This is a genomic window from Streptomyces sp. NPDC040545, from assembly GCF_055595065.1.
In genome coordinates, this window is sequence record NZ_JBVIWA010000012.1 from 1 (window position 1) to 13833 (window position 13833).

A 13833-nucleotide genomic window follows, 5' to 3' on the forward strand; every position below is an offset into this window, starting at 1 on the left:
CTGCCTACCTCTCCTCGCCCCCCCCACGTCTCCCGCGGCCCCCTCCCCCCCCCCGCCCTTCCCCCCCCCCCCCCCCCCCCCCTCCCCCCCCCCCCCCCCCCCCCCCGCCCCCCACCCCCCCCCCCCCCCCCCCCCCCCCCCCCCCCCACCACCCTGGGACGAGCGGCCGTACGGGTCAGGCGATCGAGAAGGTCACGACCGTCTGGTAGGTGTCCGCGAACATGAAGGGCGGGAGCTGGATCATTCCGGCGCCGCCGACGGCGAACTCGCCGCCGGTCAGCTCGTCCCCGCCGGCGGCCTGGGAGGCCACCTTCATCGGGACGTCGGAGATCGCGCCGGGCGTGCCCGCGGTGCAGGTGCTCGGGCTGTCCGGGTTGGTCACGGTGCAGGACGGCTGGATGCCGATCTGCGCCTTCGCCATCGAGTGGCCGGTGGTCTGGTTCAGGAACGGCGTACGCGTCGCCGTCACGTCCCAGCCCAGCGAACCGCCGCGGAAGTCCTGGACGGTCGCGGCGTTGAAGACGCCGACCACCGACTGGGCCTTGCCGTTGATGGTGACCGCGCCGAAGCTGACGGCCGGCTGGCCGTCCTTCGGGCCGAGGGCCAGCGGGCCGGGCAGGACCTCGACGTCGACCGGGTTCTTCACACCGGCCTGCTCCTCCAGGAACACGAAGGCCTTGTACGGGGTGATCGAACCGTCGATCCTGATCGCGTCGGCCTTCTTGGTGACCGTGATGTTGCAGGTGGCCGCGCCGGACGCGTCGGCCGTGCCCGCACCGGTGTCACCGGTCGCCGCGCCCGCGAGCAGGGCGGAGCAGGTGACGGCGCCGGCCGGGAAGTTGGCGCCGGTCACGGCGACGGCGGTGCCCGCCGGGCCGCTGTTGGGCGTCAGCTTCGTGGTGACCGGGTCCTTGGGCAGGGCCTCGACCGCGACCGAGCCGAGCGCGGCGCTCGGGCGCGGCGCCGGGGTGCAGGTGGTGGTGAAGACCGAGCCGGAGAGGTCCGCGTCGGTTACCGCCAGGTCGAGGGCGACCTGGACGGTCGTGCCCTCGGTGCCGTCCGGGATCTTGATGGTGCCGGAGAACGCCTTGGGGTCGAGCGGCTGCCCGGCGACGACCGAGACGGTCTCCGGCGGGCTGGTGACCACCTGGGTGGTCGTCCCGACCTTGAGGGTGATCTTGGAGGTGTTCACCGTGGTGACGGAGAACCCGGGGATCAGCGGGCTCGCGCCAGGGTCGATCGTGATCGGGACGACGTCGCCGGCCTTGGCGCCGTCGGGCAGGGTGACCGTCCAGTTCTGGTTGCCCGAGCCGTCCGGCTGCGGCGCCGGGGCGTCGCAGTTCTCGAAGACAGCCGTGGTCTTGGTCGCGGCCTGCGCGGATCCCGTCAGGGCCACCACGCCGCCCGTCAGGGCCAGAGACAGGGCTCCCGCCCCGGCCAGTACTCTTCGTCGATACGTTCTCGTACTCACTGGGTCGCGACTCCTTCGTCATGACGAACCCCTCCCCCCACCCGCTGTGTGGGGGAGGCCGAGCCGGTGCGGTGGCCGATATTGACGCGTCGCCGTGATGAGAAGTCAATGACTTGCTTTCGCCCGAAGCACACAGAAATTGATGGGCCATCAGGGAGAGTCTGATGGCCCATCGGATACCGACCGGTCGGGGTGCCTGACGAGGGTGGGGCTAGCGCCCGGTGGGGGTGTGGAGCAGCAGGTTCGGGGTGCCGGCCGGGAGTCCGGTGATCCGGTCGGACACGGCGCTGTGCAGCAGTTCCTCGGTCACCCGCGCCGGGGTGCGCGCCGTACCACGCGCCAGGATGAGAGCGGCGACCCCGGCCACGTGCGGAGCGGCCATCGAGGTGCCGGAGGCGCGGGCCGTGGCGGTGGTGGAGCCCTTCCAGGCCGAGGTGATGCCCACGCCCGGAGCCGAGAGGTCCACGCAGGGGCCGTGGTTGGAGAACGCCGCCCGCCGGTCCCCGGCGTCGGTCGCGGCGACCGTGATGGCCTGCGGGACGGAGGCCGGGGATCCGCCGCAGGCGTCCTTGCCGTCGTTCCCGGCGGCCGCGGTGAAGGTGATCCCGGCGGACACGGCCCGGACCACGGCCGTGTCGAGGGCGTAGCTGCGGGTGCCGCCCATGCTCATGTTGGCCACGGCCGGGACGGCGGGAGCCTTGGCGGCGTCCTTCACCACCCAGTCGATACCCTTCAGGATCGCCGACAGGGACGCGGAACCATCGCAGTCGGCCACCTTCACCCCGACGAGCGAGACCCCCTTGGCCACCCCGTACGTCTCCCCGCCCACGGTCGCCGCGACGTGCGTGCCGTGGCCGCTGCAGTCGCGGGAGCTCCCGAGGAACACCGCGTTGTAGCCGAAGCGGGCGCGGCCGCCGAATTCCAGGTGGCCGGTGTTGATACCGGTGTCGACGACGTAGACCGTGATGCCCTCGGCCCTGCCGGGATACGTGTACGAGCCGTCGAGCGGGAGTTCTCGCTGGTCGATGCGGTCGAGGGACCAGGGCGCGGGAGCCTGCGGCGCCATCTGCGGTCCGGGGGTGTCGGTGGCTCCGGGGGTGTCGGTGCTGTCGGTGGTGTCGGTGGTGTGGAACTCGGTGTCCGGCTCCACCGAGGCCACCCGGGGGTCGGCGCCCAGGGCGGCGGCCCGGGCGGCCGTGGTGCGGACGGCGAAGCCGTTCAGGGCGGCGTCATAGACGGGTCCGACCTCGTCGCCGGCGTTCACGGCCTCGGCGGCCAGGGCGCGGGTCGGGGCGCGGGAGGTGGTGTCCTTGAGGACGACGACGTAGGGGGCGGTGCCGGAGCGGGGTGCCGGAGAGACGTCCGTGGTGGCCGTGACGGGCGTGGCGGCCGTGGTGGCTGCCGCGAGGAGGGCGGCGGCGGGGAGGAGCGCGGCGAATGCGGTCATGCGGCCGATGCTCCGCGAGCGCGGGTGCGGGCGCGCGGAGGGTGCGCCGGGTGGGTGCACGACACGCCGCCGCGCGGGCGGATCCGGACCTGGTCCCGGTCCCGGTCCCGGACCTGGTCCCGGTCCCGGTCCCGGACCTGGTCCCGGTTCCGGATCCGCCCGCGCGGCCGACCGCTCCGTCAGGCCGCGCGCCAGACCGTCATGTCCGCCCTCAGGGAGCTCGGCAGTTCCCGCATCCACGGAGTCGACTTGAGCGTGAGTGCGAGCAGCGCGATGTCCCCCGACCGGTGCTTGATGCAGAGCTCGCTGCCGGCCGCCGCCTGGGACAGTGACTGGCTTCTTGTGGACCCGCTTGCGAGGGCGGTCCGGCAGGAGTCGAGGGAGCCGTTCGGCCCGCCCGACAGGAGGGTGATCACACTGGTGTCGCTCTCCAGCCTGCAGCCCGCCTGCTCGCAGTCGAGTCGGAGGTCCCCGGCGCGATTGGCACGCTGGACCGGTTCCTTGATGCCGACCGAATTCTCCTCGTTCAGGGTCAACCCGGGGTACGGGATGGCCTTCGGGGGTGCGCTCGCGGACGGGCTCGGACTCGGACTCGGGTCCTGGCCCGGCTTCGAAGCGGATCCGGCGGCTTCCCGGGCTGGGTCGCCGCTCGCCGGGCGGGCCCCGCCCGCCGGTGTTCCCTCGGCCGTCGGGGACTTCGCCCGGTCGCGCAGACCGTCCGCCGACCGGTCGGCGGCCACCCAGAGGGTGCCCAGCAGCACGGCGACCACCGTCACCGACGCGGCGGTGAGCAGCGCGTTGCGCCGCCGGCGCTTGCGCCGCTGCTCCGGTTCCTCCGGGGCCGCCGGCTCCGGAGGCTGCCACACCTGGCGTACCGGGAGCGGAGGGCCGGGGGCCGGGGCGGGCGAGGGAGCGGGTGCCGGTACCAGCTCCGGGGCCGGCTCGGGTACGGGCTCGGGCAGCGGCTGCGGGGCCGTCAGCTCCGGTCCGGTCACCTCGCGCCAGAGCGCCGGGCCGCCGTCCGCGTCGGCGTCCTCGCCCAGCTGCGTCCGGCACCACTCCACGATCTCCGTGGGGGTGGCCCGCTCCTGCGGATCGGTGGCCAGGCACCGGGCGAACAGCGGACGGAGCTCCTGCGGCAGCCGGGACAGGTCGGGCTCGGAGTGCACGATCCGGTACAGCACGATCGCGGAGGGGCCGGTGCCGTACAGGGGCTCGCCCAGCGCGGCGAACGCCGCCGTCTGGCCCAGCGCGAAGACGTCGGAGGCTGCCGTGACCTCGTCCGCCGACGCCTGCTCGGGGGACATGTACTGCGGTGTGCCGATGGTGGCGCCCGTGGCGGTGTGCGCGGTGGTGTCGGACGCCAGCGAGATGCCGAAGTCGATGACACGGGGCCCGTCGGCGGCCAGGAGCACGTTCGACGGCTTCAGGTCGCGGTGCACGATGCCCGCGCCGTGGATGGCCTGCAGGGCCTCGGCCACGCCCGCCATCAGCCAGAGCACGGCGGGCACGGGCAGCGGTCCGCGCCGGGCCACGGCCTGCGACAGCGAGGGCCCGGGTACGTAGAGGGTGGCCAGCCAGGGCGGCGTCGCGTCCGCGTCGGCGTCGATCAGTTCGGCGGTGTACGCGCCCCGGACCCGCCGGGCGGCCTCCACCTCACGGCGGAACCGCCTCCGGAACGCCGGGTCCTCGGCCAGTTCCGGGCGTACGACCTTGAGCGCCACCGGCCGCCCGCCCTGGGTGTGCGACAGGTAGACCCGGCCCATGCCGCCCGCGCCGAGCCGGGCCGCGATGCGGTATCCGGCCACGGTGGACGGATCGTCCGCCCGCAGCGGCTCGAACACCTCGGTCGCGCTGTTCATCGGCCTCCCCCGATCCCCCGGTCGACCGATGGGCCGACCAGCGAACACCCTAAGCGCCGCGCCGGGGCCGGAAGTTGCCTGGGAGGCGGCCCGAAGAGCGGCCGGGCGGGGCGGGGTCCGGGTGACCGGCTACGGGGCGAGGGGCCAGCCGCGCATCGAGAAGACCCCCTCGTCACGGGCGCCGGCGGCGTCGTAGGTGGCCAGAGCGGCCTCGTTGTGGGTGTCGACCCCCACCCACATGCCGTAGCAGCCACGGGCCTTCGCCTCCTCGGCGAGGGCCAGCGTCAGGTCGCGGCCGATGCCGCGACGGCGGTACCCCTCGTCCACGGAGAGCTCGTACAGGCACATCTCGGTGCCCTTGTCGGGGTGGCTCATCTCGATGCCGGAGACCATCCCGGCGGGCACGCCGTCGACGTAGGCGATGAGCATCAGGTGCCCCGGGGCGGCGAGGAAGCGCTCGGACCACTCCGTGCGGGCAGGCCCGTCGAAGAGGGACTCGGCGGCTGTGAGCTCGGCGGAGGTAAGGGCCCGGCGGATGTCCATGGCGGCCACGATAGTGCGCGCATGACGGATGGTCAGCCGATGCCGGGTACGGCGTGGCGGCCGCCGCACACCCCTGCCCCCGGGGCAGCACTTAGCCTGTTCCGGCTGTCGAAGACTGCTGTACGAACCACTTGAGGGGGAGCATCGTGAGGAACGCCGTGGTCACGCCCGAGGGCGACCGGATGCGCTGGGTCGAGCTGGCGGGGGAGGAGCCGGCCCGGGTATACGTGCACGGGCTCGGGTCCACCTCGCCCGCCTACTTCGCGGCGAGTGCCACCCATCCGCTGCTGGCGGGGCGGCGTTCGCTGCTCGTCGATCTGCTGGGCCACGGGCACAGCGACCGGCCCGAGGGGTTCGGCTACACCCTCGAAGCGCATGCCGACGCGCTGGCGGCCGCTCTCACCGAGGCCGGTGTGGAGGGCGCCGAGCTGATCGCCCACAGCATGGGCGGGGCCGTGGCCATCGTGCTCGCGGACCGGCACCCCCACCTGGTGTCCCGGCTGGTGCTCGTCGACGCCAACCTGGATCCGCAGCAGCCCGGCCCCGTCATGCCGGGCAGCAGCGGGATCGCCTCCTACACCGAGGAGGAGTTCCTGGCCGGGGGCTGGGCCGAGGTGCGGGACAGGGTCGGCGCGCACTGGTGGTCCACCATGCGGCTGGCCGGCCGAACCGCCCTGTACCGCACGGCCGTCCACCTGGCCGCCGGCACCACGCCCACCATGCGTGAGCTGCTGCTGGAGTCGAAGATCCCGCGCACCTACCTGCTGCCCGAGGCGGACGGCCCGCTCCCGGGCGCCGAAGCCCTCCAGGCCTCGGGCGTGGCCGTGGTGTCCGTCCCCGACTGCGGGCACAACATCATGCTCGACAACCCGGAGGGCTTCGCCCGGGCCACCGCGGAGGCCCTGGCCCGCGACTGAGCGGTCCTGGCCCGCCGGGCTGGGCGGGCGAAGTGGTCAGCCCTGGGTCCGGGGCGTGGAGGCGGCGCTGTCCCGGGGCCCCACGGAGTCCGGGGACGGGGTGCCGTCCGTCCAGGCGTAGACCCGCTTGCCGCGCACCACGACCTGATACTGGTGGGTACCCCGGCACTCGGAGCGCACACCGTCCCGCAGGCTGCCCGGCCACCATTTGGCGTGCAGATCCGGGGTGGCGCCCACCGGCTTCGACGTGCCCGCACCGCACTGGGGTCCGTCCAGCGGGGTCGCGCCGAGGGTGAACCGGATCAGCCGGGCCTCACCGCTCGTGCGCACCCGTATGCGGACGTCGGTGGCGTCCTTGGGTATCCAGGACGGCAGGGCGAACGGCGCCTTCTCCCGCGTGGGGGCGTCGGCGGCGCTCGCGAAGCGCTTGCCCTTCTCCTTGTACACCTTGCTGTCGATCGTGTCGGTCACGGGGTTGGGCGGCAGATTGGGCAGCGCGAAGGCGGCGGTGGCGAGGACTCCCACGGTGGCTGCGGCGACGACGAGCGGGCGGCGGTTCATGCCTTCCAGTCTCGGCGGGCGGGCCCCCGCCGCGCGTCCCTCCTCAGGACGAACCTGAAATGCGCCGCAGGTCCCATACGGGCTCATACCTGGGAGGGTGTCGGGTCCGGTTCCACCGACGCGCAGTAACCGCGCGGTGCCCGCGGGAGTTGGCCGGAGGTGACCCGTCCGCCCCGGCACCGAGGAACCCCATGCGCCGTCGCCGCCTCGTCCCCGCTCTCGTCCCTGGTCTCGCCACCGCCACCGCCACCGCGGTGCTCGCACTCGCCCCGGCGGCCTGGGCGACTCCTCAGGTCCCGGCCGACAAGCCGCAGGTGCTGAGCCGCTGGACGCAGACCAGCGCCGCCAGCTACCACGAATGGGCCGAGGCCCGCGAGCACCGGGCCGCCTGGGCGGCGTACGGCTTCGACTGGTCGACGGACCACTGCACCTCGTCCCCCGACAACCCCCTCGGCTTCCCCTTCGCGGACGCCTGCGCGCGCCACGACTTCGGGTACCGCAACCACCGCGCGGCAGGGCTGTTTCCGGCCGCCAAGACCCGGCTGGACCTGGCGTTCCACGCGGACCTGAAGCGGGTCTGCGCGCAGTACTCGGGCTCCCGCAGGAGCTCCTGCGACGGCACCGCGTGGACCTACTACCAAGCGGTGCGGATTCTCGGAATTTCCTAGGGATCACAGGGCCCACACACGCCCCTCCGTGTCCGCCGTCACCGAGGCGCAGGTCGCCTCCGGCGTCACCTACACCTGGTGGCTGCGCGGCCTGCGCCTGCCCGGCGCCGCCGACGCGCCGGGGCTGGCCGTCCGCGGGGGAGGCCTGCTGTGACCGCCGCGACCACGACCGTCGTCGCCGCGCCCGAGCCCGCCGACCGGGGCGGCGCCCCCGCCCTCTCGCCAAGGGCAGCGACCCGGCCGACCGGATCTTCCGAGGCTCCGCCCGCGGCGTCGGCGCCACGGCCCTCCTGATCATGACCCTGGTCGGCGTTCCCCACCCCGGCGATGTTCTCCAGCCCCTCCGACCAGCGCACCGCGGACTACGTCGAAGGCTGCTTCGGCTGACGGCGCCCCGCTGTCCGCCGTCGTCCCCCCTCCCCCCGCTCAGCAGCACAGGACCGGGACGTGCTGGACCAGGTTGTTGCCGAAACCGCCGCGGTTCCAGGGCTGTTCGAGGGGCTGCGTGCCGCCCTCGGCGTCCGTGGCGCGGACGGTGAGCGTGTGGCGGCCCGGCGCCGCCGCCCAGACACAGGACCAGGCCTGCCACGCCCACCGGTGCGGCCCCGGCGGCGCGACCTCGGCCCGGGTCCAGGAGCGGCCCCCGTCGGCGCTCACCTCCACCCGTTCGACGGGCGCGTGGCCGGACCAGGCCCGCCCCTCCAGGGGTACGGGGCCGGGACGCACGATACGGGTGCGGGACATGAAGTCGGGGAATCCGGGCGGGACCATCAGGGCGCGCGGCGCGATCCGGGTGACCGGCTCGCCGGGGTCGTCCGGATCGTCGGCGGCCCGCCGGTAGCGGTAGGCCACAGCCTGCTGGAATCCGGTGAACGGCGCGTCGACGAGGGTGATCTCGCGCAGCCACTTGACGTGCGCCATGCCGTACCAGCCGGGGACGACCAGCCGCAGCGGACACCCGTGCTGCGGGGGCAGGGGCAGGCCGTTCATGGCATAGGCGATCAGCACCTCGGGGTCGTCCCCGGTGGCGGCGGCCACCGGCAGGCTGCGCCGGTAGTCCTGCTCGACGCCGCGTTCGACCCCGTGGTCGGCGCCGGTGAACACGGCCTCGACCGCGTCCGGCCGCACCCCGGCCCCGGCGAGCACCAGACGCAGCGGTACGCCCGTCCAGTCGGCGGTGCCCACCGCCTCGACCAGCCACGGCTGGCTGACCGGCCGGGGCGTCAGGCGGGCCCGGCCGTTGCCCGCACACTCCATGGTGACGCGCAGGGTGACCGAGGGGAACGCGCGCAGGGCGGCGAGGTCCAGGGTCAGCGGGGTACGGACCCGGCCGCCGACGGTGAGGGACCAGCCGGCCGGGTCGGCGGCGGGTATGTCGTAGTGGACCAGGACGTAGTGCAGTCCGGGCGGTGTGACCTCGTAGCGCAGGGCCTCCAGCGGAAGCCCGTGGTTGCGGGCCGCGAGCGCCAGCTCGTCCGGGCCGATGCCCTCACCGGGCGACGCGATGCGGCCCGGGGTGCTGACATCCTGCACCGACGCCTGCTCCATCTCCTCATGGTCGCGCGCGGCGCCGCTGCCGCGCCACTGCTGCCGCCGCCGCGCGACCGGTCCAGTCCGACCGGTCCAGTCCGACCGGTCCAGTCCGACCGGTCCGGTCTAGGTCGGCACCAGGTGGCGGGTGAACCAGTCGCGGGCCAGGTCGGCCACCTCCTCCAGGGCTCCCGGCTCCTCGAAGAGGTGGGTGGCCCCCGGGACGATCTCCAGCCGGTTCTCGCAGCGCAGCTCGCGCTGGGCCCGGCGGTTGAGGTCGAGCACCGTCGAGTCCCGGCCGCCCACGATCAGCAGTGTGGGAGCCCGTACGGCGGCGAGCCGCGCACCGGCCAGGTCCGGCCGACCACCGCGGGACACCACGGCGCCGATCTCCGCGCCCGTCTCCCCGGCCGCCCACAGCGCCGCCGCGGCCCCGGTGCTCGCCCCGAACCAGCCCGTCGGGAGGGACTCGCGGCGGCGCAGCCAGGCGGTGGCGTCCGCGAGCCGCCCGGCCAGGGTCTCTATGTCGAAGACGTTGGCGCGGTCAACCTCCTCGTCGGGCGTCAGCAGGTCGAGGAGCAGGGTGGCCAGGCCCGCCCGGTTGAGGTCCGCCGCCACCGACCGGTTGCGCGGGCTGTGGCGGCTGCTGCCCGAGCCGTGCGCGAACACCACGACCGCTCCGGCGCCCTCCGGCAGGGCGAGGTCGCCGGCCAGGACGAGGCCGCCGGCGTCCACCTCGACCTCGGCGGCCCGGACGGGCGGGCGGCTGACGGGGTCGGCCGCCGCCCGCGCCAGCAGGAAGACGACCTCCTCGTCGGAGGTCTGGGAGAAGTCCTGGTACCACTCGCCGACCGCACGGAAGGCGTGCGGTGTGGCCAGGCACACCACCTCGTCGGCCGCCGAGCCCAGCCGGGCGACGGCGTCCGGCGGGGCCACCGGAACGGCCAGCACCACGCGCGCCGCGCCCTGCGCCCGTACGACCTCGCACGCGGCGGCGGCCGTGGCCCCGGTCGCGATCCCGTCGTCCACGACGATCACGGTCCGGCCGTCCAGGGGCACCCGCGGCCGGTTCCCGCGGAACCGCGCGGCCTGCCGGGTGAGCTCCGCCTCCTCGGCGTGCTCGACCGCCTCGATGTCCTGCGGTCCCAGGCGGCTGCCGCGGACGATGTCCTCGCTGATGACGCGTACGCCGCCCTCGCCGATGGCGCCGAAGCCCAGCTCACGGTGGTGGGGGACGCCGAGCTTGCGCACCACGATCACATCGAGCGGGGCGCCGAGCGCGCGGGCCACCCGGTAGGCGACGGGGACTCCGCCGCGGGGCAGGCCCAGTACGACGGGATCTTCCCCCTTCAGGTGCCGGAGCGCTTCGGCGAGCTTCTCGCCGGCCTCCGAGCGATGGGTGAACAGCACGATGGCTCACCCCCAACCCAGGGGAGACGGAAACCACGTACCCATCTCCTTCGACGCAACCGCATCCCCGGCCTTCCCGCAAGTCGGTCGGGGCACGGAGGCCGGGACGCGGTCGGCGCACCGGGGCGTCCAGCTCCACCGGGCCCTCGGCGACCAGGCGCATCAGCGCGGTGGCGGTGAAGGTCTTGGTCACCGACGCCAGGTGGAAGAGCGTGTCGCCGTCGACCGGCTGCGGGTGGCCGAGGGTGGTCACCCCGTAGGAGGCGCAGGCCTCCTGACCGGCCATCAGCATTCCGACGCAGGTCCCGGGAAGGCCGAACTCCCCGCGGCCGCCCCGACGAACGCGGACAGCTCGTCCCGCCACAGCTCGGCCGGCCGTTCGTGGGCGTCCGGTTGCCCGAACCGGTACGCGTCCACGTCCATGTACTCGGTGCGGAGCGGCAGCCGGTGGCCCGCCGCGGCCTCGACCGGGCCGGGCGGAGCGACGTGCGCCGGGGTTACTCCGGCCGGGGTGGGGCGCCCAGCCCACCCCCGTGGGACTCGGCGCGTTTGAACTGTACAGGTCGGTTCATGTGAACTCAACTGATCAGTTCAGGGGCTGCTAGGCTGGCGTCGACCGGTGGGGGAACGGGTCGTGGATGCGAAGGCGGGCGGAGCGGTGATGGAAGAGAACCCGCGGGTGCCGACGGGCGACCGGGCCGCCCGCAAGCGGCTGGCGATCGTCAGGGCCGCGCGAACGGCCTTCGTGCGGGACGGCTTCAAGGTCGGCATGGACACCATCGCCGCGGAGGCCGGAGTCTCCAAGGTGACCGTCTACAACCACTTCGGGAACAAGGACGCGCTCTTCCTGGCCGTCATCGGAGACGCCCTCGAAGAGGCCCTGGGTGCGGCCGTCGAAGGCACCGCCGCCCGCCTGGAGGACATCGACGACCTCCGCACCGCGCTGGTGTGGACCGCCGAGGCCTGGGTGAAGGGCATGATCCGGCCCGACGTGATGGCACTGCGCCACCTGGTGGTCAACGAGACCGTCCGCTTTCCCGAACTCGGCGTGGCCTGGAAGCGGAGCGGCCCCGACCGGGTCCGCCCGGCCCTGCTCGAAACCTTCGAGCGGCTCATCGCGGAGGGCCGCCTCGACATGCCGGACGTCGAGGTCGCCATCATCCAGTTCTACTCACTGGTGCTCTACCCGCACCTGATCCACAGCGCCTACGGCGTGGGCCTGCCCCAGGAGACCACCACGGCCCTGAGCGAGACCGGGGTGGACATGTTCCTGACGTACTACAAGTACCGCCCGGCGCGCACTCCCTAGAGCGAGCTGCCGGGCTCCGGGGCGGGCCCGGCGGAGCCGGCCCGCACGAAAGCCCTCCCCGGAGGGAGGGCTTGAGGTGGGACGTGAGGAGTGCCCCCGGCAGGACTCGAACCTGCGGCCAAGTGCTTAGAAGGCACCTGCTCTATCCACTGAGCTACGGGGGCCGGAAGGCGGCCTTGGAGGGCCTGGAGCCCCCGGTGGGGGTGGGGCTGCGGTCCGTGCCGGGTCAAGGATAGGGCTCCGGTCGCCTTGTCCCGGTTGCTTCACCCGCGAGCCACGATGTGGAGGTTCGGTGAAGCGGTCCCGATAATCGCAGGCAGGTGCGATTCTCGCATCGCTTTTGCGCCGCGGCGCCCCTGGTGTTGTGCACTCGTTATGCCTGCGCCCCACTCGTCCGCCGTGCCCAGAATGTCCCACTGGAGTCGCGGTCGGCGCGCAGAGGACGTATAAGCTTCAAAAATGGTCCCAAATTGGGCATTCTTCGCATGTGGTGACCTTGGATGTTCGGCCTCAGCTGCTCGATGCCCTGTCCGCCCTGCGCGACCGGGTCGCGTCCGTGCGTCTGCCGCTGCCCCTGCCCGGCGCTCCGCGCGCCCGCCAGACCAGAGCCGAGCTGCTCGCGCAGCTCGACGACTACCTCGTACCCCGGCTGAAGGCGCCCGAGGCGCCGATGCTCGCCGTCGTCGGCGGGTCCACCGGGGCCGGTAAGTCCACCCTCGTCAACTCCCTCGTCGGCCGACAGGTCAGCGAAGCCGGGGTGCTGCGCCCGACCACGCGCACACCGGTGCTCGTCTGCCATCCGGATGACCACCACTGGTTCGCCGGCATGCGCGTACTGCCCGACCTGATGCGGGTCTGGGTCCCGCACGGTGAGGAGGAGGTGCCCCCCGCCGCCAGACCCCGGGCCCGCGACCGCGGACCGGCCGACACCCACGCGACCCGCGAGATGCGGATCGAGACCGTTTCCAGCCTGCCGCGCGGGCTCGCCATCCTCGACGCCCCCGACATCGACTCGCTGGTGGTCGAGAACCGGACGCTGGCCGCCCAACTCATCTGCGCCGCCGACGTCTGGGTGATGGTCACCACCGCCTCGCGGTACGCCGACGCCGTCCCCTGGCACCTGCTGCGCACCGCCAAGCAGTACAGAGCCACCCTCGTCACCGTCCTCGACCGGGTCCCGCACCAGGTGCTCGCCGAGGTCTCGCGGCAGTACGGGGCCCTGCTCACCAAGGCCGGGCTGGGCGACGTACCGCGGTTCACCGTCCCGGAGCTGCCCGAGTCCACCGGCGGGGGCGGGCTGCTGCCGGCCAGTGCCGTCGCCCCGCTGTTCGCCTGGCTCGCCCACCACGCGCAGGACCCGGCCGCCCGGCAGTACGCCGTCGGGCGCACCGCGCTCGGCGCGCTGGACTCCCTCAAGCGCCGGATGCCGGAGCTCGCCTCGGCCGTCGCCGCCCAGCACGCCGCCGCCGTACGGCTGACCTCGGCCGTCGAGGACGCGTACAAACGGGAGGGCAGGCGGGTCCGGGGCCGCCTCGACCACGGCGCCGTTCTGGCCGGGGACGCGCTGACCCGGTGGCGCGGCTACCCGCTCGACACGAGCGCCGACGAACTGCTCGACTCGCTCGCCGAATCCCTCGCCGCGCTCCTCCAGTGCGCCGTCGCCGCCGCCGACGAGCGCATCGCCGAGGCCTGGCGGCGTGAGCCGGCCGCCGGCGCGGTCTCGCTGCCCGCGCCCGACCGGGAGGCGGGCGAGCGCATCGGCATGGCCGTACGCCGCTGGCGGCGGGTCCTGGAGGAACTCGCCGAGGAAGAGGTGGCCAAGAGCGACCGGCAGCCCGCACCCGACCCCGACGGCGTGGCCGCCCTGCTCGTCGCCGCCCTCCTCGGCGGCAAACGGGCCCGGCCCGCGGGGGAGAAGCTCGCCGAACGGATCGGCGCGCAGGCCGCCCTGCGGCTGCGCGACCGGGGCGGGGAACTGGTCGGCGACCACCTCGACCAGGTGCTGCGCGCCGAACGCGACCGCCGGCTCGCCCCGCTGGAGGCGCTCGAAGTGACCCCGGAACCACAGGCCGAGCTGATTGCCGCGCTGTCCGTACTGCAGAAGGAGAGGTGACG

General features: G+C 74.0%; 12 protein-coding genes, 1 tRNA gene and 1 pseudogene. 5 read left to right on the forward strand and 9 right to left on the reverse strand.

Annotated elements, in window-relative coordinates; all coding sequences use genetic code 11:
• Window positions 1-175 precede the first annotated feature (175 nt).
• The 4 genes from ACZ573_RS22395 to ACZ573_RS22410 all read right to left on the reverse strand — a co-directional run bounded on the left by ACZ573_RS22395 (window position 176) and on the right by ACZ573_RS22410 (window position 5323).
• Window positions 176-1471, reverse strand: a complete 1296-nt coding sequence (locus ACZ573_RS22395; protein WP_471306845.1) for a hypothetical protein — start codon at window positions 1469-1471, stop codon at window positions 176-178.
• Window positions 1472-1682: 211 nt separating this feature from the next.
• The gene (locus ACZ573_RS22400; RefSeq protein ID WP_471306847.1) at window positions 1683-2918 is read right to left on the reverse strand and encodes a S8 family peptidase; all 1236 of its coding nucleotides are present in this window, start codon (window positions 2916-2918) and stop codon (window positions 1683-1685) included.
• A 179-nt stretch (window positions 2919-3097) separates the two neighbouring features.
• Window positions 3098-4780 carry a serine/threonine-protein kinase gene (locus ACZ573_RS22405; protein WP_471306849.1) on the reverse strand — a complete coding sequence of 561 codons (1683 nt, stop codon included), beginning with the start codon at window positions 4778-4780 and terminating at the stop codon, window positions 3098-3100.
• A gap of 129 nt (window positions 4781-4909) precedes the next feature.
• Window positions 4910-5323, reverse strand: a complete 414-nt coding sequence (locus ACZ573_RS22410) for a GNAT family N-acetyltransferase (protein ID WP_471306851.1) — start codon at window positions 5321-5323, stop codon at window positions 4910-4912.
• Between the two features lie 146 nt (window positions 5324-5469).
• Between ACZ573_RS22410 and ACZ573_RS22415 the strand changes: the two genes are divergently transcribed.
• Window positions 5470-6240, forward strand: coding sequence for an alpha/beta fold hydrolase (locus ACZ573_RS22415; protein WP_471306852.1), 771 nt, complete (start codon window positions 5470-5472; stop codon window positions 6238-6240).
• 36 nt (window positions 6241-6276) lie between these two features.
• Here the strand turns inward: ACZ573_RS22415 and ACZ573_RS22420 are convergent, their stop codons facing one another.
• The gene (locus ACZ573_RS22420) at window positions 6277-6801 is read right to left on the reverse strand and encodes a hypothetical protein (RefSeq protein ID WP_471306854.1); all 525 of its coding nucleotides are present in this window, start codon (window positions 6799-6801) and stop codon (window positions 6277-6279) included.
• 191 nt (window positions 6802-6992) lie between these two features.
• On the opposite strand from ACZ573_RS22420, the gene ACZ573_RS22425 reads away from it, so the two are divergent.
• Together ACZ573_RS22425 and ACZ573_RS22430 are read left to right on the forward strand one after the other, a co-directional pair.
• Window positions 6993-7469: a phospholipase gene (locus ACZ573_RS22425; protein WP_471306856.1), complete on the forward strand. Its 477-nt coding sequence runs from the start codon at window positions 6993-6995 to the stop codon at window positions 7467-7469.
• Between the two features lie 28 nt (window positions 7470-7497).
• Window positions 7498-7623, forward strand: a complete 126-nt coding sequence (locus ACZ573_RS22430; protein ID WP_471306858.1) for a hypothetical protein — start codon at window positions 7498-7500, stop codon at window positions 7621-7623.
• A gap of 272 nt (window positions 7624-7895) precedes the next feature.
• Here the strand turns inward: ACZ573_RS22430 and ACZ573_RS22435 are convergent, their stop codons facing one another.
• The 3 genes and pseudogenes from ACZ573_RS22435 to ACZ573_RS22445 all read right to left on the reverse strand — a co-directional run.
• The gene (locus tag ACZ573_RS22435; RefSeq protein ID WP_471306860.1) at window positions 7896-9017 is read right to left on the reverse strand and encodes a sulfite oxidase; all 1122 of its coding nucleotides are present in this window, start codon (window positions 9015-9017) and stop codon (window positions 7896-7898) included.
• Between the two features lie 108 nt (window positions 9018-9125).
• Entirely contained in the window at window positions 9126-10409 is a 1284-nt protein-coding gene (locus tag ACZ573_RS22440) for a phosphoribosyltransferase family protein (protein ID WP_471306861.1), read from the reverse strand.
• Window positions 10410-10572: 163 nt separating this feature from the next.
• Window positions 10573-10701: pseudogene (locus ACZ573_RS22445) on the reverse strand (serine hydrolase); the annotation flags it as partial.
• Between the two features lie 369 nt (window positions 10702-11070).
• Between ACZ573_RS22445 and ACZ573_RS22450 the strand changes: the two are divergent.
• Window positions 11071-11718 (forward strand): TetR/AcrR family transcriptional regulator, encoded by a 648-nt coding sequence (locus ACZ573_RS22450; RefSeq protein WP_471306863.1) that lies wholly within the window; start codon window positions 11071-11073, stop codon window positions 11716-11718.
• Between the two features lie 91 nt (window positions 11719-11809).
• On the opposite strand, the gene ACZ573_RS22455 is transcribed toward ACZ573_RS22450, so the two are convergent.
• Window positions 11810-11882 (reverse strand) — tRNA-Arg (locus ACZ573_RS22455).
• Window positions 11883-12205: 323 nt separating this feature from the next.
• Between ACZ573_RS22455 and ACZ573_RS22460 the strand changes: the two genes are divergently transcribed.
• Window positions 12206-13831 carry a dynamin family protein gene (locus ACZ573_RS22460; RefSeq protein WP_471306865.1) on the forward strand — a complete coding sequence of 542 codons (1626 nt, stop codon included), beginning with the start codon at window positions 12206-12208 and terminating at the stop codon, window positions 13829-13831.
• Window positions 13832-13833: the final 2 nt, after the last annotated feature.

Coding starts and splice junctions, on each gene's coding strand:
- ACZ573_RS22400 (WP_471306847.1), bottom strand. CDS start 2,918: ATGACCGCATTCGCCGCGCTCCTCCCCGCCGCCGCCCTCCTCGCGGCA.
- ACZ573_RS22410 (WP_471306851.1), bottom strand. CDS start 5,323: ATGGACATCCGCCGGGCCCTTACCTCCGCCGAGCTCACAGCCGCCGAG.
- ACZ573_RS22420 (WP_471306854.1), bottom strand. CDS start 6,801: ATGAACCGCCGCCCGCTCGTCGTCGCCGCAGCCACCGTGGGAGTCCTC.
- ACZ573_RS22435 (WP_471306860.1), bottom strand. CDS start 9,017: ATGGAGCAGGCGTCGGTGCAGGATGTCAGCACCCCGGGCCGCATCGCG.
- ACZ573_RS22425 (WP_471306856.1), top strand. CDS start 6,993: ATGCGCCGTCGCCGCCTCGTCCCCGCTCTCGTCCCTGGTCTCGCCACC.
- ACZ573_RS22450 (WP_471306863.1), top strand. CDS start 11,071: ATGGAAGAGAACCCGCGGGTGCCGACGGGCGACCGGGCCGCCCGCAAG.
- ACZ573_RS22405 (WP_471306849.1), bottom strand. CDS start 4,780: ATGAACAGCGCGACCGAGGTGTTCGAGCCGCTGCGGGCGGACGATCCG.